The 21,638-nt window shown below is 60.3% G+C and carries 16 protein-coding genes and 1 tRNA gene; all 17 read right to left on the bottom strand.

What is annotated here, in order from left to right; all coding sequences use genetic code 11:
- Positions 1–36: 36 nt before the first annotated feature.
- The 17 genes from L6R21_23940 to L6R21_23860 all read right to left on the bottom strand — a co-directional run bounded on the left by L6R21_23940 (position 37) and on the right by L6R21_23860 (position 21,488).
- A complete protein-coding gene (locus tag L6R21_23940; protein MCK6562263.1) occupies positions 37–3,408 on the bottom strand; it encodes a phytase in 3,372 nt (1,123 codons plus the stop codon).
- 421 nt (positions 3,409–3,829) lie between these two features.
- Entirely contained in the window at positions 3,830–4,267 is a 438-nt protein-coding gene (locus L6R21_23935; GenBank protein ID MCK6562262.1) for a hypothetical protein, read from the bottom strand.
- Positions 4,268–4,420: 153 nt separating this feature from the next.
- The gene (xseA, locus tag L6R21_23930) at positions 4,421–5,668 is read right to left on the bottom strand and encodes an exodeoxyribonuclease VII large subunit (protein ID MCK6562261.1); all 1,248 of its coding nucleotides are present in this window, start codon (positions 5,666–5,668) and stop codon (positions 4,421–4,423) included.
- Positions 5,665–7,893 carry an ATP-binding protein gene (locus L6R21_23925; protein ID MCK6562260.1) on the bottom strand — a complete coding sequence of 743 codons (2,229 nt, stop codon included), beginning with the start codon at positions 7,891–7,893 and terminating at the stop codon, positions 5,665–5,667. Before L6R21_23925 ends, xseA begins: the two co-directional genes overlap by 4 nt.
- A 247-nt stretch (positions 7,894–8,140) precedes the next feature.
- Positions 8,141–8,362 (bottom strand): zinc ribbon domain-containing protein, encoded by a 222-nt coding sequence (locus tag L6R21_23920; protein MCK6562259.1) that lies wholly within the window; start codon positions 8,360–8,362, stop codon positions 8,141–8,143.
- Positions 8,363–8,369: 7 nt separating this feature from the next.
- Positions 8,370–9,257: a signal peptide peptidase SppA gene (gene sppA / locus L6R21_23915; protein ID MCK6562258.1), complete on the bottom strand. Its 888-nt coding sequence runs from the start codon at positions 9,255–9,257 to the stop codon at positions 8,370–8,372.
- A 563-nt stretch (positions 9,258–9,820) separates the two neighbouring features.
- Positions 9,821–11,488, bottom strand: coding sequence for a hypothetical protein (locus L6R21_23910; protein MCK6562257.1), 1,668 nt, complete (start codon positions 11,486–11,488; stop codon positions 9,821–9,823).
- 8 nt (positions 11,489–11,496) lie between these two features.
- Positions 11,497–12,846, bottom strand: a complete 1,350-nt coding sequence (gene der, locus L6R21_23905; GenBank protein MCK6562256.1) for a ribosome biogenesis GTPase Der — start codon at positions 12,844–12,846, stop codon at positions 11,497–11,499.
- A 57-nt stretch (positions 12,847–12,903) separates the two neighbouring features.
- Positions 12,904–14,247, bottom strand: coding sequence for a DUF512 domain-containing protein (locus L6R21_23900; GenBank protein MCK6562255.1), 1,344 nt, complete (start codon positions 14,245–14,247; stop codon positions 12,904–12,906).
- Positions 14,244–14,429, bottom strand: a complete 186-nt coding sequence (locus tag L6R21_23895) for a hypothetical protein (GenBank protein MCK6562254.1) — start codon at positions 14,427–14,429, stop codon at positions 14,244–14,246. The genes L6R21_23900 and L6R21_23895 overlap by 4 nt, the downstream gene beginning before the upstream one ends.
- A gap of 20 nt (positions 14,430–14,449) precedes the next feature.
- Entirely contained in the window at positions 14,450–15,205 is a 756-nt protein-coding gene (locus L6R21_23890; protein MCK6562253.1) for a FecR family protein, read from the bottom strand.
- Between the two features lie 22 nt (positions 15,206–15,227).
- On the bottom strand, positions 15,228–16,238 hold the full coding sequence (locus tag L6R21_23885; protein MCK6562252.1) for a DUF4412 domain-containing protein: 1,011 nt from the start codon (positions 16,236–16,238) through the stop codon (positions 15,228–15,230).
- Positions 16,239–16,352: 114 nt separating this feature from the next.
- Positions 16,353–17,309: a CsgG/HfaB family protein gene (locus tag L6R21_23880; protein MCK6562251.1), complete on the bottom strand. Its 957-nt coding sequence runs from the start codon at positions 17,307–17,309 to the stop codon at positions 16,353–16,355.
- A gap of 149 nt (positions 17,310–17,458) precedes the next feature.
- Positions 17,459–18,694, bottom strand: coding sequence for a hypothetical protein (locus tag L6R21_23875; protein ID MCK6562250.1), 1,236 nt, complete (start codon positions 18,692–18,694; stop codon positions 17,459–17,461).
- Between the two features lie 219 nt (positions 18,695–18,913).
- The gene (locus tag L6R21_23870) at positions 18,914–20,110 is read right to left on the bottom strand and encodes an S-layer homology domain-containing protein (protein MCK6562249.1); all 1,197 of its coding nucleotides are present in this window, start codon (positions 20,108–20,110) and stop codon (positions 18,914–18,916) included.
- Between the two features lie 145 nt (positions 20,111–20,255).
- A complete protein-coding gene (locus L6R21_23865) occupies positions 20,256–21,116 on the bottom strand; it encodes an LPP20 family lipoprotein (GenBank protein ID MCK6562248.1) in 861 nt (286 codons plus the stop codon).
- A gap of 296 nt (positions 21,117–21,412) precedes the next feature.
- Positions 21,413–21,488: transfer RNA gene (locus tag L6R21_23860), tRNA-Gly, on the bottom strand.
- Positions 21,489–21,638 lie beyond the last annotated feature (150 nt).

Here is a 21,638-nt window from a genome sequence, read left to right as displayed (position 1 = left end):
CGCAACACTGCCGGTGACGCGGATTCCGCCCGCACTTCACTTCATGTAGATGAGCCGCCGTGTCTGCGTGAAATCTCCGGCGCGCAGCACGGCGATATAGACGCCGGTCGGCAGCGCTGCGGCATCAAAGGTGGCTTGATGCCGGCCGGCCGGCACGCGGCGATTGACCAATGTCGCAACGATTTGGCCGGCGAGATTGTAGACTTGCAGCTTCACCGCACTTTCCTCCGGCACGCTGTAAGTGATGGTCGTCGCAGGGTTGAACGGGTTGGGATAATTCTGCTCCAGGAGAAACTGTTGCGGATGCTGCCAGGCCGCCAGCGCTTTGCCCGCCGCGCCCGGCCGGGCTTTGGCCAGGCTGTCGCTGCCGGCGCTGAGAATTTCCAACTCGTCGATGCGGTAGTAATTCTTGCGATTCTCGGTCATGTAGATGCGCACGTATTGTGCTGTCACCGGCGGCGATTGAAAACGCAGCGTTCCGCCGGAGCCGGCCTGGTCCGTGAATATCGTCTTCCACTCCTGTTGATCAGTGGAATACTGGATTTCATACTTCTGCGCAAAGTAGTTGCCGTCCCACTTGATCGCAAAGCCCGTGAGCGTTTGCGGCTCTTGCAGATCGACCATGAGCCACTGCGTTGGCGCGAGGGCGTTGAGCGGGGCGCTCGCCCAGAACGTGCATTCGCTGCCGTCAACCGCGCGCGCCGCCGAATTTCTGCCGCTCGCGCTCGAAGCCGTCGCTGTTTTTGCAAAGGCCAAATTCACCGGAAAGGCCTCGCTGTCTGCCCGCGCGGCGAAAATCACCGTGCTATCCAGACCCGTGACTTGCGCCTGGACTGTAGTTGTACCCGGCAGCGGGCCGAGAGCAAGAATAGCCGCGGCGCGGCCATTCAGAGCAGTGCGCACCGGCTGCGCGGTGGCGAGAGTGCCCTCTCCGCTGCTCACCGTGAAAGTCACTGCAGCCTCACTCACCGCATTGCCATTCAGGTCCGTGACTTTGACTTCCAGCGCGGCGGGCAGCGTTGCGCCCGACCGGCCGCTCTGGCAATCACCGCCGGTGACCTTTATTTGTGCCGGTTGGCCGATGATCTTGAAGGTCGAGTCACTGATATCGCTGGGGTAGCGATCGGTGGCGTCGGAGATGCGGATCATCGCAGTGGAAGTTGGTTCCACATCCACCCGCCAAAGATAAAGGCCGGTGTTCGGCTCGCTGGTGGCAAGGACCTGCCAACTTCCGCCCGCGTCCGCGGAATACTCCACCTTCACCGGATTGCTCGGATTGATCAACTCCGTGGCCCAGGTGATCGCATAGCTCGAATCCACCTTCCAGGCTTCGCTGCCGGTCGGTGATTGCAGTAGGGTGGAGTCCTCCGCCGGCGGCGCCGCGACTTGCAACTCATCGATGCGATAGAGGTTCTTTCTCGCTTCCGTCAGGTGGACGCGTACATAGCGCGCCATGGCCGCCGGGAAAACGAAACGTTCGGTGCCGCCCATTCCTGCCGCTTGCGTGTGCACCGTGGTCCAGTTTGCGCTGTCGCTGGAGAGCTGAAACGCATATTCGCGCGCAAAGAAATTGCCGTCCCACTTGATCGCCGCGCGGTCGATAAGCTGCGGCACTGCCAAATCGACCAGCAGCCAGGCGGTTTGGTCGCCGCTCGCGAGCGCGCCACTGGCCCAAAAACTGCAATCATTGCCATCGATTGCGCGGCCCGGCGGGTTGTTGCCGGTAACGCTCGCAGCGCTCGCCATTTTGCGCCAGGCCGCGTTGCTCGCGAATTCCTCCACGTCGGCCCAGGCCTCGAAGGTCACGGTTGAATCCAAGTTGGCTACGCTCGCGCTCACCGAGTTGCTGCCGTGCTCGGGCCCCAGCGTGAGCTGCGTTTGCGCGCGGCCATTGAGTGCCGTGAGTACCGGCTGCGTCGTGGACAAACTGCCGTTGCCGGCGGTAATCTGAAAGGTGACGGCTGCACCGCTTACGGCATTGCCATTGATGTCCGTGATTTTGACCTCCAGAGCGTTGGGCAGGGTTGTGCCCGGCCGGCCGGTCTGGCAATCACCACCGGTGACTTTTATTTGCGCCGGCGGGCCGATGATTTTGAAAGTCGAATCGCTCTCGTCGCTGGGCTGGCCGTCAGTCGCATCAGCAATACGCAAGCGGGCAATGGAGGTGGGCGCGGTCTCGACTGGCCATTGGAACTGGCCATCGTTTTCCGTCTGCGCGGCGAGCACCTGCCAGGTTTGGCCGTCGTCTCCCGAATACTCGATCTTCACCCGGTCGGCGAGATAGCTATGCTCCGCGGTCCAGGTGATGGTGTAGGTGGAATCCACTGGCAGCGCCTCACCGCCGTTGGGTTGGTCGAGGGTCAGGCTGGCTTTCGGCCGGAAGCGGTAATCGATCATCACGGTCTGCAATCCCAGCGCGCTGGCGATGGCACCCCAATCGTAGCAATGGGCATTGCGGTCGGTATTCTGCGCGAAGAAGGAGCCGTTGGGAAGATTGGGCAGCGCTGCCTGCACGATCTCGATGCCGTCGGTGTCGCGCGTCGAGCCGGTGAAATTGCCCAACCAGGCGAAGGTCCGGCGGTCGAACACTTCGAACTGCGCCGGACTGGCGATTTGATCGGAGACCAAGATATAGCCTGCGCCCTCGCCGGTATCGTAGAGCTGGATGCCTTCCGGCTCTTTGACAAAATAACCCTGGCCAAATCGTTGCAGAAGATTGCCGGAGAGATCGAGCACCATCACGTCACGGCGCGACTCATCGCAGAGCAGAATGCGGCGGTGATATGGATCGATGGTAATCGATTCCAAAACGGTCTGGGTCGCGAAGGTTTGCTGCAGCACGCCCCGCACGCCCTGGCCCTGGGGCAGGAGATTGAAGACCAGCACGTCGTCGGTCGGGCCGCCGTTGTCGGTCACGAAAACCTGGAATTGATCGCCGTCCCAATAGGTCGCGACGCCGTAAGGCTCAATCATTCCAGCCTCGGTGACGCTGCCCATGTAGGTTTCGTCCGGCACCGACCAAATCGCCAGACGGTTGTTGTCGCGATCACTGACGATGAGCAGATCACGCACGCCGCTGCCGGTCGGCACGTTGTAGCCGATATCGACGCCGTTGGGATAGCGCAACTGTCCGGGGCCGCTGCCGGTGCTGCCCAAACGCCCGAGGAATTTGTTGAGGACGGGATCGTGTTTTTCGAGATAGTTCTTGGTTTTGTCGGTGATGTAAAGAATGCTTTGTGCGGGAGTGGGCGCGACCCACATGGCAATCGAGTCGACCCGGCCATGGCCGGCGACGATGGTGGTTTCATAAAACAGCGGTACGGTGACCGCGGCGCCCAATAAGAGGCCGGCAACCAACAGCGACGGAATCAGGAGTCTGATTGCGCCACGAACGCCTTTCCCCTTCATCAAATTGCTCCGGAAATTGCAGACAGAAAATCGTTGTTTGCTCATTTCAATCGCACGGCTGGCAGGCGTCCATGCCAGGCCAGTGCCGAAATCCATCTGAGAGATTGCCCTTGAGAGATGAAAGCCAAATGGTGAGGTGAAAAATCAAGATTAGGAGGGAGTCCTCACGTACCTGCAGAGCTTCCCCGCCAACAGTTCGCCTGCAGTTCACGCATTGAACTCAACCGCAATGCGTGCACGGCTGCACCGAGCCGGCCGGATGCCGGAGGGAGGCGTCACGAATCACCCCGTCGCCGGCACACGAGTGGGGAGGTGCGGAGAAGGAGGAATTGTCCGGCGCATGATCGGCCAGCCGGCGCAGGCCAGTTACGCCACCTGCCGTGCTCCTGCGCGCCGCGAGCAAGAGGCCGGCTGCGTCAAGTCAATTGGCCGCGGCATTACCCTCGGCAATCTTCACGGCTTCCCATTTGCCTTCAAAAGATCGCCCGCCTTCGCGGCCCTGAAAGACACTGAGAATCTTGTCTCCGCGCAGACGCGCCTCATGACGATACGTCACTTGCAGGCCGCGCGCTGATTCGAAATTGAGTTGAAAGGTGAGCAGGCCGTCCTGCAGGCGGACCTTGTTCAGATTCTGTTTTCCCATTTCACCGCCGTTATCCTGGAAGTGGCCGGTCAGGCGGTTGTTGCGTACTTCCAGAGTGAGGGTCCAATCGCGCACGGGATCCATGCGATTCTCGCGGATGCCCTTGCCTTGCCACGTGCCCACCCACGGCTGCAGCTCGGGCACCGTCGCGGTCTGGCGTGCGCCGCCACATCCCATCAACGAAAGCACAGCGAGCAGGAAAAAAATGTACCGCATGAGGAGGTGCCTTTCGTGCTTTGTTTTCACGAGTGCTAACAAAGGAGATCGTCCGGCCGGCGCCGGAAATCACGTCACAGAATCAAGCTTCTGATTGGGAACGTACCGGCAAGTCCGGCAATTTGCGGTTTGCAATGGAATTGAATCGGCGGGTTATTCCGGTGAGATCTCGCGGACTTGAGCTTGTGCGCGGCCGCGGGCAAATTGAATGCGGATGGCTGCTTCGGGCTGCAATTGTCCGGCCTGCCGCACAAGTGCGCCGTCTTCTTCTTTGAAAACCAGCGCAAAGCCGCGCTGGAGTATGCTGGCGTGACTCAGAGCCTGCAGACGCTGGTAGGCGGTCTCCAGATCGCGCCGGCGACGCTCCAACAGCAGTTCGAAGCTGCGCAGCATTTGACGATGGCTTTCATCGAGCTCCTGGCTGCGCTGGTGAATGAGATCAACCGGCCGGCGCAGGCCATAGCTGGCGGCGATGCGGCGCAGTCGTTCACGCTGCGCCTGCAATTGGCGCTGCAGCGCGAAATGGCCGCGCTGCAATTGTTGCCACAAGCGGCGGCTGACTTCATCGGCGTCCGGCACCACCAACTCGGCTGCCGCCGAGGGCGTGGGCGCGCGCAAATCGGCCACAAAATCGCTGATGCTGAAATCGATCTCATGGCCGACCGCCGAGACCACCGGCAATTCGCTGGCATAGATCGCGCGCGCGACAATTTCTTCGTTGAAGGGCCAGAGATCTTCCAGGGAGCCGCCGCCGCGACCGACGATAATCACCTCGACGTCGCCATAGGCATTGAACTCCTGCAGCGCCAGCGCGATTTCTTCCGCCGCGCCTTCGCCCTGCACCCGCACCGGCCGCAAAATAATTTCGATGGGAGGCCAGCGCCGCCGCAACACACTCACGAGATCACGCAGCGCCGCGCCGGTGGGAGAGGTCACAATGCCCACGCGCTGGGGAAACGCGGGCAGCTCCACTTTGTGGTCTGCCTCGAACAATCCTTCGCCGTGCAGGCGCAACTTGAGACGTTCGAACGCAAGCTGTAAGGCGCCCACGCCCGCCGGCTGCATGGTCCAGACCTCGAGCTGATAGTAGCCGCGCTTTTCGTAGACGGTGACCTTGCCCTGAATGATCACCTGCATGCCGTCACGCGGCGCAAAGCGCAGGTAGCGATTGCGGCCCGCCCACATGACGCAGGGGATCTGCGCCTCGCTGTCTTTCAGTGAAAAATAGAAATGTCCGGAGGTGTGATGTTTGAAATTGGAAATCTCGCCGGTCAGCCAGACGGGCGGCAAACCATCTTCCAGCAGCGCTTTGATTTCCGCGGTCAGCGCGGAAACCGTCAGCAGGTGGTCGGTGGCGGCCTCGTCAAAGAGAGCGGGGGTGTTTGTCTTGCTGGCGTTCACGGTAGCGTCTCGGGAAACGTGAGGGCGGGAGGCTCGGCGTCGAAGCCGGCATCGAATTTTTCCGCGGCCGACCGCTTCTCCAGCGGCAGATCGATGGTGAAGATCGTGCCACTGCCGGGCGCCGACTGCACGGAGATTTCACCACCGTGATCGTTGACGATCTGCCGGCAAATGGCCAGGCCGAGGCCGGTGCCGTAAGTTTTGGTGGTGAAGAAAGGTTTGAAGATGTCCTCGATGATGTCCGGCGGAATGCCACTGCCGGTGTCGCGCACGGTGATGCGGGCGAACCGCTTCGACCACAGCAGCGTGCGCAGCTCCAGCACGCCGCCGCCTTTCATCGCTTGAATGCCGTTGCGGAAGAGATTGACCAGCAGTTGATTGATCTGAATCGGATCGATCCACATCTTGGGCAGGCCGGGCGCCAGGTTGCGCCGGACTTCGACCTGCCGCTCCCTGGCCTCGTCGCGCAACACACGGCAGACTTCTTCGATCAAATGATTGAGATCGGCGAGCTGCAGGGAAGGTTTGGGCAGCTTGGAGAAATCCAGGACGTTGGCCAGAATCTTTTCCAGGCGAATGACCTCTTCCATGATCACGTTGGTGATCTGGCGCGCCGACTCGTGTTCCTGCAATTGCCGGTTCAAGGAGCGTGCAAACCCGCCGATGGTGACCAGCGGGTTGCGGATCTCGTGCGCCACGTGCGCCGCCATGTTGCCGATCGCCGCCAGGCGTTCGGCGTGCACCAGGCGATCATGCGTGGCTTGCAACTGCTCGTAGGCATGTTCGAGTTTGCGCTTTTCCAGCTCCAGCCGGCGATAGGCGTCCGCTTTTTCGATGGCCTGTGCCGCCTGGCTGGCAAACAACTCGAGCAACGAGATCAGGTCGGCCTCGATGGGTTGCGAGCTGAAGCGGTTGTCGGCCAGCACCACGCCCTTGAGGCGATCCTTGGCAATCAGCGGCACGGCGACGAAATCATCGAGCTGCAAGGCGCGGAAGACTTTGCGGCAACTGGGGTGATCGTTGCGGCCGGGCAGGCCGCGATAGGTGTGCTTGCGCAGAATCTGCCGGACGAAATCCGACTCTTGAATGCCGAGCGGCAGGATTTGCTCGCGCACGATCAAATCCAAACGGGAAGGGGAAGCCGGGCGGCGCTTGCCGTATTTCTCCAGGAAATCTTCCAGCGAGAGATGCTCGCGCTCGAAGGTTTTCCAAATCTCCTCCGCCTCCTTGGCATCGAACGGGCCGACGCCCATTTTGCCCACCAGATGCTGGCCGGAGGAATCGGCCAAAAAGATCATGGCGCGGGTGAACCCGAGCGCCGGCCCGGCGGTGGTGCTGGTGAGAATGAGATGCAGCAAATCGTCGAGATCGACGAGGCTCTGCAGGGCCAGGCCGATGGTGGAGAGCATCTGCAGTTGCTCATCGCGCTTGTGGGTTTCAGTGACGTCTTCGACGATTCCCACCACGCCCTCGAGCTCGTCGGTGGATTTCCTCACCGGCACGCAGTGAATGTTCAGGACGCGGCGCCGCTCGGAGTGCTTGCGGTGATGAAAATAGCGGATTTTCCAGGGCTTTTTGCCGGTGAGCACGCGCGCGACGGCGGTGCGCAGAAACGTGTCGCGCAGCCGCGGGTCGTCGGCCACGCGGCCATGGCGCAGTTCGTTCGGGCTGTCGAAGTCCAGCAGCCGCGCCAGCACGTGATTGACGTGCTGCAGGCCGCCGTTTTCGTCGGTGGAGAAAATGCCGATGGGCGCGGTGCGCATGACCAGCTCGAGATGATCGCGCGTGATCTCGACTTCCTCGCGCAGTTGCTGGTTGCGCAGGCGAATGTCGTGAATGATGAAGACATTCTCGATGACGTTGGTCAGCTCGCGCAAGCCGAAGGGCTTTTGCAAGTAGGCGCTCACCCCGCGTTCGAGCAGGGTGGTCTTCATCTGCTCGTCGCCGCCGCGCGCGGTGAGCATGATCACGGGCGTGTCCTGCACCGCGCGATAGGCCGGATTGCCGGTCAGCTCGTTGAAGGCGCTTTCACCGTCCATCTCCGGCATCATGAAATCGAGCAACACCAAATCCGGGCGCTGCTTGAGGATCATCTGCAAGCCCGTGGCCGCGTCGTATGCCGAAAGCAGCGCGTAGCCGGATTTTTCGAGATGTGCCCGCGTGAGGTCGTGCATCGCGGCGTCATCATCGATCAGCAAAATGGTGCGTGGAGAGCTGCCAGCCATGGAACACTCAGGGGGATCTTACTGCAAGACAAACGGGCGTCCCGCCTGGCACAGTCAGCATGTGTCATGCTGCGCCGCCCGGCAAGACGCCCGCTGCGGTTAACGGATCTTCTTTTTGTGCCGGTTTTTCCGCAAACGTTTCTTGCGTTTGTGAGTAGCAATTTTATGCCGTTTGCGCTTCTTGCCGCTGGGCAAATGGCTTCACCTCCTTCGGGCGTGAGATATATGATGCGATTATTTTTTTCAATCAATGACAGCCGCAGGTGCCGCCGCAACAATGGCCGCCGGTGGGGAGATCCGCCGGCGCCGCCGCGGAACGCGCGCTGGTGCCCGTCGCAAAGACGGAGAGCAGGCGGTTGACCTCCTGCGCCCCGCAGCGCGGACAGCGCAACCGCAGCGCTTCGCTGTCGCGGATGAGTTGCTCGAATTGCGTCTCGCAGTTCTGGCAGCGATATTCGTAAATCGGCATATTCACCTCAGAGTATCATTTGATAACGGAGCACGGGCAGAGTCTGCAAGCGAATGAGATGCTGCTCCACGTCGCCGAAGAGCAGGTCCCACATTGTGGTCTTGCGCTGCGGCGGCTTCACCACCCGCGCTTTGCCGGCGATGCCGCCGCGCTCGCCCGCGAGTTTCACGGCGTCTTCATACGTTCCCAAAACATCGATGAGCTGGTGCGTGCGCGCCTGCTGGCCGGTGAAAATGCGGCCGTCGGCAAATTTCAGCACTTCGTCTTTGGGGAGATCGCGTTCGCGCGCCACCACCTCCACGAACTGGTCATAGGCGTCGTTGACGTATTCCTGCAGTTGGCGCCGATCTTCCTCATTCATTGGCCGGAAGGGCGAGCCGCTGTCCTTGTATTTGCCGCTCTTGATGACTTCAAAGCGCACGCCAATCTTCTGCAGCAATTCGGTGGCATTGATCATTTCCGCGATGACGCCGATGCTGCCGGTGGTGGTACCGGGATTGGCCATGATGGTGTCCGCGCCGCAGGCAACATAATAGCCGCCGGAGGCCGCCACCGAAGCCATGGAGGCCACCACGAATTTGCCACTGTCGCGCACGCGCCGCACCGACTCGTAGATCTCCTGGCTGGCGGCCACGCCGCCGCCCGGGCTGTCAATGCGCAGAATGATGGCCGCGATGTCCTTGCTGTCAGCGAAGCGTTCGAGATTCTTGACCGTCGTTTCGGACTCCAAAATGACGCCTTTGATCTCGATCAACCCGAGGCGCTTGCCGGTCGGAATCTCGAAACCATCCTCTTGGCCCGAGCCGGAGAAAAAGAGCGAGGCGAGAAAGAAGAGAAAAATTCCCGCCGCCGCCAGCAGTAACAATCCCAACAACCAGTCTCGACCCCGTGCCATACGCCGATTCAAATGAAATTGGAAGATGCGATGATTCGATTGTGAGCAGAGTTTCTGCTGCAAACGGTCGCAGTATAAGAAAATTCCCGCCCAAAGTCAACGGACGGGATCGCCGGAGCCGGGCGAGTGTCGGGCCGGAAGTGTTCCAACCTCGGCTGTGCCGAGGTTTGCAAAACTCCGAGGATCGTGATACCTGCAAAGACTTTTAGGCAACGGCCAAGCCGTTGCAGGAACGTTTTCTCAAAAGTTGGCGCTTGCGGCCGGGCACCAATTGGTATCGGTCCGAAAATGTTCGAACCTCGGCTGTGCCGAGGTCTGCAAAACTCGGAGGGTCGTGGTACCTGCAAAGACTTTTAGGCAACGGCCAAGCCGTCGCAGGAACGTTTTCTCAAAAGTTGGCGCTTGCGGCCGGGCACCAATTGGTATCGGTCCGAAAATGTTCGAACCTCGGCTGTGCCGAGGTTTACAAAACTCGTGGTACCTGCAAAGATTCTGAGGCAACGGCCAAGCCGTTGCGGAACATTCTCTCAAAGGGTCACGCTTTTCGCGCTTGCGGAGCGACACTAATTGGCGATTACCACGACCTTCGCGGTTTCGATCAACGCGCCGGCGCGAAATCGCAGGAAATAGACGCCACTGCTCACCTGCTCGCCGGAGGCATCGCGGCCGTTCCATATCAAGTCGGTGTGAAAGCCGGCGCTGCGCGAGCCCAAATCGAATTCCCTGATCACTCGGCCGTCCTCCCGTACAATCGCAGCTTTCACGCGCTCGCGCGTCGCCAGCCGATAGGGGAAAATCAAGACGCCGCCGCTGCTCAAACGCAGGGGATTCGGCCGCGGCTTTTCGAGCACGCTCTCCAATTGCGGTTGCACGCCATATTTCACCTGCAAGGCATAGTTCGCTGCAGGAGACTGGCCCAGTGACGCCGGCCCGCCGACATTGGCGACGACGATGTTGATCGTGTCTTCATTGGCGCTGGCGGCGAGCGTGACCGGTGCCATGGCTTGATCCGCAAGCAGCCGGAAACCCTCGTCCGGCGAGCCGGTGATGGCCGTTATCGCCCAGCGGCCGGGATCAGCGTCGACCTCCAGCAGCAACTGCGCGCTGCGCGCCGTGCGCACAAGTTGGTAGTAATGTGCCGCCAGCGGCGCCAGGCGGCCGGAGAATGTTGTGTCTCGGGCGGTGGTCTGCACGGCTTGCATCTGAATTCTCGGATAATCCTCGCCATCAGAATAGTAGAGCTCGGGGTCGGCGCGTTCCTGCGTGAAGAAATTCCAACTGCAAAACTCCTGCATGGCTTGGCCAAAACTGATGGGATAGTTGCCCGCACCCAGGACACTCTGCATCGCAAAGAGTGCCGGCTCGCGCAGCATGCGCTCCCAGAACTCGCGCACCAGCCCGGGCTGCAGCCGTTTGGTGAGGTAGTGCAGCCAGATCGCCGAACCGTATTCGTGATAATTGCCGGTGGCATTCAGCGGAACCTGGGGATTGCGAAACCAGAAGCGCAGGTATTGGTAGTAGTCATTCACCTCCGGGTGGGCCACTTCTTCGAACCAGGTGGAAGACATCTCGAAAAAGAAAATGTCTTCGCCGCGAAACAAGTAACTCAGTTGCACGGCATGGAAGTATTCGTGCGCCACGGTCACGCGCAGACCATCCAGACCGCGGCTGTAGAAGCCCGGGCCATAATCATTGTCCAGTCGGATGAATGAAGGCCCGCTGCCGCCGGAGAATTCGGGATTGGTGTCGCCGTAAAGATTGCCCAATTCGAGCAGGTAGAAATCATACTCGGCGCCGTCCTGGCCGTTGTCGCTGGGCGGCGGCTGCATGCCCAGCTCTTCCACCAGGAGGCGATGCGCCTGCTGCGCTGCCAAACCGGCGGCATAGACAAAATCCGGCACGCCGGCGGGATTGGTTGAACTCGGGCTGACGGCATTCGGGCCGCTGGTGGTGTAATGAAAACGGAACTTGCCGTCGGCAGTGACATAGCTTTGCGGCAGCGAGGGCCGGGCACTCGCGGTTTTCCACAGCGCTTGCCACTGGCCATCCGTCTGGCGCGCCGCCTGCAAGGCAGCAATTGCGGGAAAGCCGCATTTCACCGGTTCAATGCTGAGGCCGGCACGCGCCTGTTGATATTGCGACAAGAGCTGTTCCAATTCCAGACGCGACTGGCCGTGCAGCGGTAATGCCAGCAGACCAAACACGAGCACGAAAGCGGAAAGGCGGGGCATGAGAGTCTTCATTTTTTGCGAAACGTGAATGTGATCGGAACGCCCTGAAAGCCGAAGCGGGCGCGGAAGTTCTTCTCCAGGTATTGCCGGTAGCTGCGCGGGAGGGAGGTGGGATGGTTGCAAAAGATCGCGAACACCGGCGGATTGCTTTTCACCTGGGTGCAATAGTTGAGTTTGATTTCGCGCTGATCCATGGCCGGCGGCTGGTAGCGTTGAATCGACTCCTGCAAGAATGCATTCAACTCGCTGGTGCGCACCTCACGGCCGCGCTCGGCCTGCACGTGCAGGGCCAGCTCGAGCAGTCTGAAAACGCGTTGTCCGGTCAGCGCCGAGATGAACAGCAAGGGAATATAGTTGTAAATGCGCAATTCAGCGTAAATCGTCTTGGCAAATTCGCTGGCGGTGTTGGCATCTTTTTCCACCAAGTCCCATTTGTTGATCGCCAGGATGATGCCCTTGTGGAGATGCGCGATCTCTGCAATGATGTGCAGTTCCTGTTCGGTGATGCCTTCGGTGGCATCCGCCACCACCACGGCCACGTCGCAGCGGCGGATCGCGTCACGGGTGCGCACCGTGCTGTAGAATTCCACCGCCTCCTTCACGCGTGAGGTTTTGCGCAAGCCGGCCGTATCGATCAGAATGAGATTGCGGTTCTTGTAGCGCAGTACGGTGTCGATGGCATCGCGCGTGGTGCCGGGAATGTCGGTCACGATCACTTTCTCGTGGCCCAACAGCGCATTCACCAGCGAGGATTTGCCGACGTTCGGCCGGCCCACGATGGCCAGGCGCAAATCGCCGGGCACGCTCTCGGGCGCGCTGACCGCCTCCGGCTCCGCCGGCTTCCGGCCGTGGGGCGGCAGACTCTCCACCAGCAGATCGAGAAAGTCTCCGACGCGCGTGCCGGAGACGGCCGAAATCGGATACGGCTCGCCCAACCCGAGGCCATAGAATTCCGCGAGCTCCGGCAGATGGCTGTTGTCGTCGATCTTGTTCACTGCCAGCATCACCGGCTTGCCGCTCTGCCGCAGCGTGCGCGCAATCTCCTGATCCATGGCGGTGATGCCGCTGCGGGCATCGGTGACGAAGACCAGGCTGTGCGCCTCGGCCACGGCATCGTTAATCTGGCGCAGTACCGCCTGGTCGATGACATCCGCGCTGCCCGCGAAGAAGCCGCCAGTGTCGATCAAAACAAATTCATGCCCCGACCATTCCGCTTCGGCGTAGTTGCGGTCGCGCGTGACGCCGGGCAAATCATGCACGATCGCCACGCGTTTGCCGACAATGCGATTGAACAGGGTGGACTTGCCGACATTGGGACGGCCAATGATCGCAACCACCGGCTTTTTTTTTGTGTTCATCAGGGCGTGAATCGATTCGTGCGAAGAGTAAGCGCTGCCGGCCGCCTGGCCAGCGGCTCATGCAATTGCAGCCTCGGCCTTCCGGCGCTGCTCCTGCTGCGGCCGCGCGGCATTCTGCGTCGCCAATACCGGAAATATTTGACTGAAATCATTCTGCAAGGCCACCACCGGCACCGCCAACCGTTGCGCCAGGTCGTGCAGCTTCCAATCGTCGAGAAAAATCTCGTTGTCGTTCAAGCAACTCTTGGGCAGAAACACGGCTGCGCCCAGGTCGCGCTGTGCCAGCGCGCCATAAATGTCCTGGCCGGTGAGCAGGCCGGTGACGGTAATGCTCTTGCCGTAGAATTTATTCTCGACCACCACCAGCTCGGCGGTGAAATTTTTGATCTGCGCCAGGCGGGGCAGGAGGTTCTCCTGAAGGAAGCCGCCGGCGAGAGTGGCGGTCACCAGCGTCACCTTGGCCGGCTGCGCCAAGGCCCGCGGCAGGCGGCCGGCCTGCCGGTTGTGGAAATCGCTGAGCAGATCGCGCAACATGCCGACGCCGTTTTCCATTTGATCGAAGGCATCGTAGCGTTCCATCGGCGGCAGCGGCTGCCGGGCGAGGAGGTAGAATTCATCCGAGGCATAGATGAAGTGTGTGTTCAATTGCGGGAGGAATTCCGCGGCATAACGGTCGAGCAGGCGCAGCGTCTGGCGGGCATACGCTTCGGTCACCGGCTTGATCGGCGTCAAACCCTCGCGGTGCCTGGTGAGTCCTACCGGCACAACTGCAACGCTGCGCAGCGCGGGATGGAATTGGGCCAGATCCTTCAAGGTCTTGTCCAGCACGGCGCCGTCGTTGACCTCCGGGCAGAGCACGATCTGGGTATTCAGCACGATGCCGTGTTCGGTGAGATAGGTGATCTTGTCGAGCAGCCGGTCGTCGAAGTCAATGCCGAGTAGGAATTTTCGCACGGCGGGGTCGGTGGCATGCACCGAGATGAACAGCGGCGACATGCGCTGCTGCACGATGCGGCGCAGGTCGGCGTTGGCAATGTTGGAGAGCGTGACGTAGTGGCCGGCGAGAAACGACAGCCGGAAATCCTCGTCGCGGAAATACATCGACTGGCGCATGCCCTTGGGATTTTGATCGACGAAGCAGAACACGCAATCGTTGCCGCACCCGCGAATCTTCAACGGCTCGAAATTGAGGCCGAGGCTGTCATCCTGATCTTTCTCGATTTCATAGATGATGGTTTCGCCCTGGCGCTTGACTTCGAGTTCGACTTCGTCTGCGGTAATGAGAAAGCGGTAGTCGAGCAGGTCGCGCACGCGCTGGCCGTTGATGCGCACCAGCTCATCGTCGGGTTGCAGACCCAGCTCTGCGCCGGTGCTGGCCGGATCGATGGAGATTATTTTCATGCGTTCGTTTTTGCTGCGGAAAATGGGATCAGGCGGCGCGCTGATGCAATCTGTGTCGGTGCCGCCGTGAGCTGCCGGACAGTCCGCCGGCTGATTTCGCCGTCGCCAGGATCACGCGACGGCCCAAAAATAAAACGCTCGTCAATTTCTTGACGAGCGCGCGCAATATAAGCATTCGCCATGTTGCAGTCAAACCAAAACTTCAGCGCTGCAGCTCGCGATCGCGTTGCCGGTTCCACTGCACCCAGTCGTTGCCGGCCTCGGCAGTGGAATCGATGCTCGCTTTCGCATAGCGGCCGTTGTCGCGGATTTCGATTTGAAAGCCGGCCACCAGCCGAATCCACTGGTCCAGTGAGACTTCATAGGGCCCGGGAATTTCCGTGGGCCCCGGCACCGGCTGCGGCGGGCCGACCGGCCGCGCCGGTTGTTGCAGGCGCTGCCGCAAATTCGCGGTCGGCCCGATATCGACCTGGCCGTCGTACACCGCGACGCGCGTGGTGCTGTCGGCTTCCATGCGATAAATTGTGCCGCGCACCGCGCACACCGCGGTCGGCGATTTGATGTCGAAGCGGTCGCGGCCCCATTTGAGCTTGCTCACCCAAGCCCACAGCTTGCCGCTCAGCAAGCTGCCCTCGACCTGCCGGTTGCCGGCCGTGAGCTGGGCTTGATCGAAGGTGAAATGCGAGCGCTCCCCGAGGCGCACCACGCTGCCGTCGTTGAGCTTCACTTCACAGCGCGCTTCCGCGGCCGTTTGAATTTGATCACCGGATTGCAGCGGCATCTTGAGTTGCGCCGGTTGCCATCTGGCGCTCTCCCGGCGCAACACCGTCACTTCCTCCGGCTTGCCGAGTATGAAACTGACCGAGCCAAGGGCGTCCGCCGCAGGTGGTTCAGCGCTGCCACCGGCCAGCAGCACGGCTGTCAAGGCAATTGCTGAGAATCCCAGTTGTCGTCGCATGATCTTTGCCTGAGCGAAAAGGTTAGCGCATCATCGGCGATTTGACCGCTTTGAAGCCGGCGGGCACGGTGAACAGGTCTGCCGGATAGCTGCCGGTTTCGTATGCCGTGGTTTCGACCCTGGTCTCATACAGCACGCCGCCGCTGCCAGGCTCGTCAGAGGCCGGGACCTTCATGAGCTTCTTGCCCAAACCGCCGAGCATGCCGCCGCCGCTCCGGGGTGCGCCCTGGGCTTCGGCTGCCGGTGCGCCGGCTTTGGCCTGCGTTTCAAATTTGCTTTCCACCAAAACCGCAAATCCCTGCAGCTTGCGGCTTTCTTCCGCCAGTTTTGCGACTGCCTTTGCGAGCTGCGGATTGGCCTGCAGACCGGCCATCATGTTCTGGCCGCCGCCGCTCATGTCCATGCCCATCTTCTCGCCGAACAACCGCCAAAACGCCATCTGCTCCTCGTAACCCTTGGCATCTTTGGTCACCCACATCGTCGACGTCACCACCATCGTGCCGGTGCCGCCTTGTTCCGTTGCGGTCGCGGCTTTCTCGCCGACCGCGGTCATGGTGAGAATGACTTTCTCGGTGTTGAAACCGGCAATGGATTTCTTTTCGCCGGTGCGGTCGACTTTGACATCAAAGTCGACTTTCACGTCCGCTGGTTTCTGGCCGGCTTCCGCCTGCGGCGTCCCGAGCTGGCTCTTCATTTTGTTCATCATCTCTTTGAATTCCGCGAAAGTCATCTCGCTGTACTCTTTTTTCTTGTGCTCGATGGTAATGTAGACTTCGCGATCGAGATCGATGATGGTCGAACGAACCAGGGTGCCCTTCTCGTCCATTTGGTCGCTGCGTTGTTGATGGCGCTGCACGTAAGTGGTGCTGGCATGCGGCTTGTCACCGCCGGCCATCTTCATCATCGTGCCCATGAAGCCGTGAAACTTCATGGTGGTGATGGTGCTGTGCTTTACCCCCGGGCTGGCACACCAGGCGAGAATAGGGAAGAGTAGAAAAACGCTGAGCAAGGTGGAGGAACGTGAAACCTTCATGAGAGGCTCTCCTTGGGTTGGATGAATGCGAAGCTGCGGGTTGTCTTGCCTCCCTCCACGAGTCAAGATGGGCGGACCGGCTGCGGCGCGCAACCGGCCCGGAACACAACTGTCTTAGTCTTTGGTTTTGCCTTTTTCTTTTACGATGTCGCCGGCCGCAAAACCGCTGCCTTTCACCGTCATGCAGGCCGAGGCCCGGCCTTTGCCGCCGAAGTTGTTGTCCGTCACTTTGATCTCGCCGACGGTCTCCTCGGAAGCGCCGAGCGATTCGCCGGTGTCCGGATCGATCAATTCTTCACCGGGCCGCACCACCACGAACACATCGCCGACATTCACGCCGTTTTCCTTGCCGGAATTGATGATGATGTTGCCGTCCTTCACCGTGATCACCTTGGCCGACCACACGCCGCCGCCCTGTTGGCCGAGCAGCTTCACGATCTCATCGATCGCCTCGCGCGTGGCCTTGCCCACCAGCGACTGGTCGAACTGGGTTTCGCTTTCAAAGCGCAGATCGGGCACATCGACGCCGACATCGGTCTTGGATTTCTCCTTGCGCACGCTTTCCGCGTTCAAAATCTCACCGCTACTGATATCAACGAAGCGGACGTCCGCCGCCACCACCGCGCTCTGTTTGCCCACGCTGGCGCCGATGCCGATCTTTTTCAACGCGCCGCCGGTCGACATTTTTTTGTAACCGAACTCGGTGACCGCGCCGATGATGGCAAGCTCAACGCCCAGCATTTTGCCGGCCTGCGCTGCGGTTTGCGGACTGACCACGCCCGACATGCCCAGGCCCTGTTCCTGCAGCAGCTTGTCCATCTCGGCGCGTTCCATCACCCGGTATTTGCCGCTTTTCACCAGGGTCGTGATCAGCATGTCGCTCATGCCTTCGCCCACCGACTGGCCCGTCCACCAGTACCAATGATTGCGATGATCGGTCTTGTCTTCAAAAGAAAAAACCGCCACGCGTTTCTTGCCGCCGGTTTTTTCCTGCGCGCTGCCCGTGGCCAGTGCCACCGCCAGGAACGACACCAAAATGATGCCGGTGCGCTTCAGGGTTTGAACATTCATGATGACTCCATGTGGTTGAGAGTTGCGAAGGTTGATTGGTTCGCCATGGCCGGGCAGATGCTTCCCGCCCGCCTGGCTGATTGTGCCGCCTGTACAGCCAGTTCCAACCGGCCATCACACTGGCAAAACTGACCGGCTTCCCCAGGCCTCTAGTAACTCGATGAATCCGGTGCGGCCTCGACCGGCTCGCTGGCCTGCGCCGCCTGTTTGATCTTGAGGTCGATCCGGTTGGGCATGACTTTGACGATATCGACGGTGAAAGGCGATAGCTCCTTGTTGGCCAGCTCGCGGGCAAGCTGCGCCGCCGTGCCGAGAATCTTGACGTCCAGCATGGCCACGCCGCCGGCAGTGTTGCGCTCGTACACATTGCGCAGACCGCGCATGTTGAGCTTCATGGTGCTGATGAACCGCTGCAGCTCAGCGTAGTTTTGGTGCCCCTGCACCTGCATACTGATGTTGTTTTCGTTGTAGAAATTCTTCTGTGCTTCGGCCACGACTTTGGTGAGCAGGGTTTCGCTGACTTTTTTGGCGGCTTTTTCAATCGCCTTGGTGCCGCCGGTGACTTCATCGATGTGCGGCGCCGCGGCGTTGTCGCTGGCAGTGGCGATGATGCGGGCATCACCGGCGCGCACCACCTTGGCGGTAATGTTGGCCTGGCAGGATTTCATGCCGCCGAGATTCACCGTGGTCTTCGCCACGGTGGCCACGGCTTTGCCGGTGATGATCAGTTCGGCCTGTTGCGCCGTGGCGATGGCCGCGGCCATGCGCGCATCGCCTTCGATCGCCGCCAGCACCTGATCGCGATTCTGGTTTTCCTTGGCCTGCGCCGGATCCACGACTTCAAAACCCTTGCCGCGAAACGCGTCGATGATCGCCGTCTCGGCCGCGGTCATGTCAACCTGAAAATAATACCAGCGGTCGCTCTCGCCGATGTTTTGCTCGGCGATCATCACCATCACGCGCGGATTCTCTTTCTGCAGCAGTTCGGCCAGGGCGCTGTCGTCATTCTTCAAATCGCTGAGATTGACGGTGGCGCGCATCTCGACTTCGTAGGTGTCATACTTGCCGGCGCCTTCGCGCAGAATGTCGTATTTGCTGACGTAGCCCGCCGACCAGGCCAGGATGCGGTCTTCGACCATTTGATAGTTCTGCACCAAAGTTTCGGACTTGATGTTGGTGCCGAGCGCCTGTTGCACGGCCTTGCGCATGGCGTCGTCAATGGCCTTGTCGCGCGCTGCCGCCATGTCGCCCGCCAGCACCGCGCCCAAGCCGACCACGGTGATCTCGGCAGTTTGCGATCGCGCCGCCTGCGGCCAGGCCGCCAGCGCGACGCCCGCCAGCGCGAGCGCCAGAATCGCTTTGGTCATCCAGTTTTGTGTTGGCACGGTTATCCCTCTTGCTTTAGAATGTTCGCAGATTGGCATCCGCCGCCCAATTGCCTGCGGCGAATCGTTTCACCCGCCCTCATGGAAAAGGCGCAGCCGCAGCCGCCGTTTCCGGAAGGTGGTAACAGCAGAAAACCTCGGACGAAAGCAAATCCCGCCGGTGAGGCCAAGCCGGACTTTTCTTCCCGCCGAGGTTTTCTGAGCAGCGAGTGCCGGAAATCAGAAGGTAATGCGCAGGGCATTCTGAAATTCGCGGATCACCAGCAACGCATCCGCGCCGGAGATGTGGCCATCCGGGTTGAATGCGCCGGTGATCTTGTCCGCGTTCATAATGCCGCGCTCTGCCATCAAGGCTGCGGCGTTGTAAGCGAAGTGATCGCTGCGCATGTCCGGAAAGCGGGACTGGCCGCCGAAGTACTTGGTCTTCAGCGACTGATCACCGGTGACCGCAATCAGGATGGATTGCATGGTCTGGGCATAGTTGGCGCGGGTGATCTTCACATCCGGCTGGAAGGTGTGATCCGGGAAGGCTTCCATGCCGCCGATGCGGACGATGTCCTGGATCCAGTTTTTGGCCCAATGATTCGCGACGTCAGTCACCGCGGGCAAGGCCGCCGCAGTGGGCTGTTCCATCTTGGTCGGGTCGGTGGGCGCTTTGAAACCGGTGTCATAGGAGGGCTGCTGCTTTTTCTTGAAGACTTCTTCGAGCTTCAACTCTTCCAGCAACAACACCGCCAAGTCCGCCCGGTCGATCTCCGGGATGAGGGCGATCTTCATGCCGATCTTGGTGCCGGGCGCGGCGCGCTGAATCTTTTGCATGGTGGCATACTCGGCATCGGCGCGGCCGGCAAACTCGCCCTTCAGCGCGATGGCCTTGCTGTAGGCCTCGGCTGCGGGTCCGAATTGATATGCGGTCTTGTAGGCTTCGCCCTTGTAGAAGAGCGCCTTGTCGCTGTTGGGGTTCACTTTCAGCGCGCGGTCAAACTCCTCGACCGCATTCTTGGTCCAATCGCTGATCTTCTCCTGATTCTTCTCGGGATCACTCTGCAACGAGGCCACCCGCATGCTGGTGATGCGGCCTTTGATGATGCGGGATTCGATGGACTTGTCGTTCTTGCCGAGCGCCTCATCGACCGATTTCATCGCCAGGTCGAAGTTGCCCTCATAGGCGTACGCCAGACCCAAGCCGGCGTCGGCTTCGGCGTATTTGGGGTCGAGCTGCTTGGCGCGCGTGAAGGCTTGTTTGGCCTCGGCGAGATTGCCGCCGTCCAGCCGGCGCATGCCGATGCTGAAATGATTGTCGGGCGTATCCAGCACCGATTCCTTCTTGATGGCCTTGGGGCCGCAGGCCCATTGGCCGGCCAGCAGCGCCACGACGAACAAGGAAGTGAGCCGGCGTAGGAATGTACTCCTCATAAAACCCTCCTCATGATTCGAGTGTGTTGAGGTATTCATGATTGATGTGTCGCATGATCGAGCCAGGCCGCGCCGCGCAAAAACCTCGATCACACCGGTCAGCAGGCTGGCCGCTGTGCGTGCTTTTCCGCGGCAAGGCCGCGGCTCAGTCAACCACCACCATCACCTGGCATTTGGTGAGGAAGCTTTCGCTCTCAGCACGCTGCTTGAGCGTTTGCGCATCTTGATTGGAGATCACCACATCGGCTTTGTTGTTGCCCACGGCCTTGATCGCCTTCACCACCACGGGATTGGGCGCCACGCGTTGATTGGTGCGCGCCGAAGGCACGTCTTTCGCGTAGCCGACCATGCCCTGCTTCACCGCCCATTCGCGATCGACATACTTCGAGCCGTAGACTTCGTTGCCGTCTTCATCGAGCACTTTCGGCGCCATCGCCGGCGTGACCGACAAGCCCTTGGCATCAATGATCAAGCCGGTGGCCGCCCCGGTAGCCGGCGCAGCCGCGGGCGTGCTGGGATAGCCCACGGTTCCGGGCACCGCCGGCGTGCCACCCACCGGCACCACTTTGCCGGGCGGCAGCAGCAATTCCGCCAAACCGGCGAGCGGAACTTCGACGTCGACTTCCACCGAGGTGTCGCTCATGTAGCGCGTATCCACCACCGTGAAGCCGCGCACGTATCCTTCCACCCGCGTGCGGATTTCATCGTTCTCCAGAACCATATTCTTGACCGTCGATTCCGAAGTGATGGCCATGCCATTCACCGTCTGCAGCAAGTTGCGCAGGGCAACCAGCTTGGCGGCCTCCAACGCGGCCGGACGCTGCGCGCCAAACGGCAAGTTGGGATTCGGCGCAGCGATTCCCGTTGAACGGATTTTCTGCTGGCTCCAGTCCACAGCGCCGCTCGTTCCCACGGTCTGCACGACTTGTGCTTGCAGCACGCTGCCGGCAAACAGGAGGCATATCGCCAGACTCAATGCCGCACGCCGCGTTTGATTTGTGAACATAGTTCTTCCTCCATGCAAAAGCATTGTGGTTAAACGCTTGAATTCTGATTGGTGAAATTGGATTGACAGAGGCAGCCACTCGGTAAGGAATGGTATTGAATGCAGATCGGGAATGGAAAAGGGTATAATGGTGAGATGGTTGAAATATTACTGCCGGGCTCAGAAACCGCCGCTTCATTCATATGCTCGAAGTCCTTTGGGCCAGTGCCGCCTTCGCCGCTCACAGCTATGCCTCATTCCTCCTCCGACAGCGGTACTGCTACAGGCAGGCATTGACTGGTGGAATTGGTCAATTCTGGAGCGAATGACGGGGATCGAACCCGCGACACTCGGCTTGGGAAGCCGATGCTCTACCAGCTGAGCTACATTCGCTTGTTTCGGCAAACGGCCTGTAAAATAAGCTTCTTTGCCTGAAAGTCAAGAGGAAAAAAGGCACACACTTGCCGCCGCATTGGCTCATAAATATTGTTACCGAAGGTTTTTTTGAAATGGCGTCGTTGCCTCATAATATGTGTTACCCAA

The sequence above is a fragment of the bacterium genome, assembly GCA_023150945.1.
Taxonomy (GTDB): Bacteria; Zhuqueibacterota; Zhuqueibacteria; order Zhuqueibacterales; family Zhuqueibacteraceae; genus Coneutiohabitans.
Note: the sequence above shows the minus strand (reverse complement) of the source record. Positions and strands in the feature narration are given on the sequence as shown.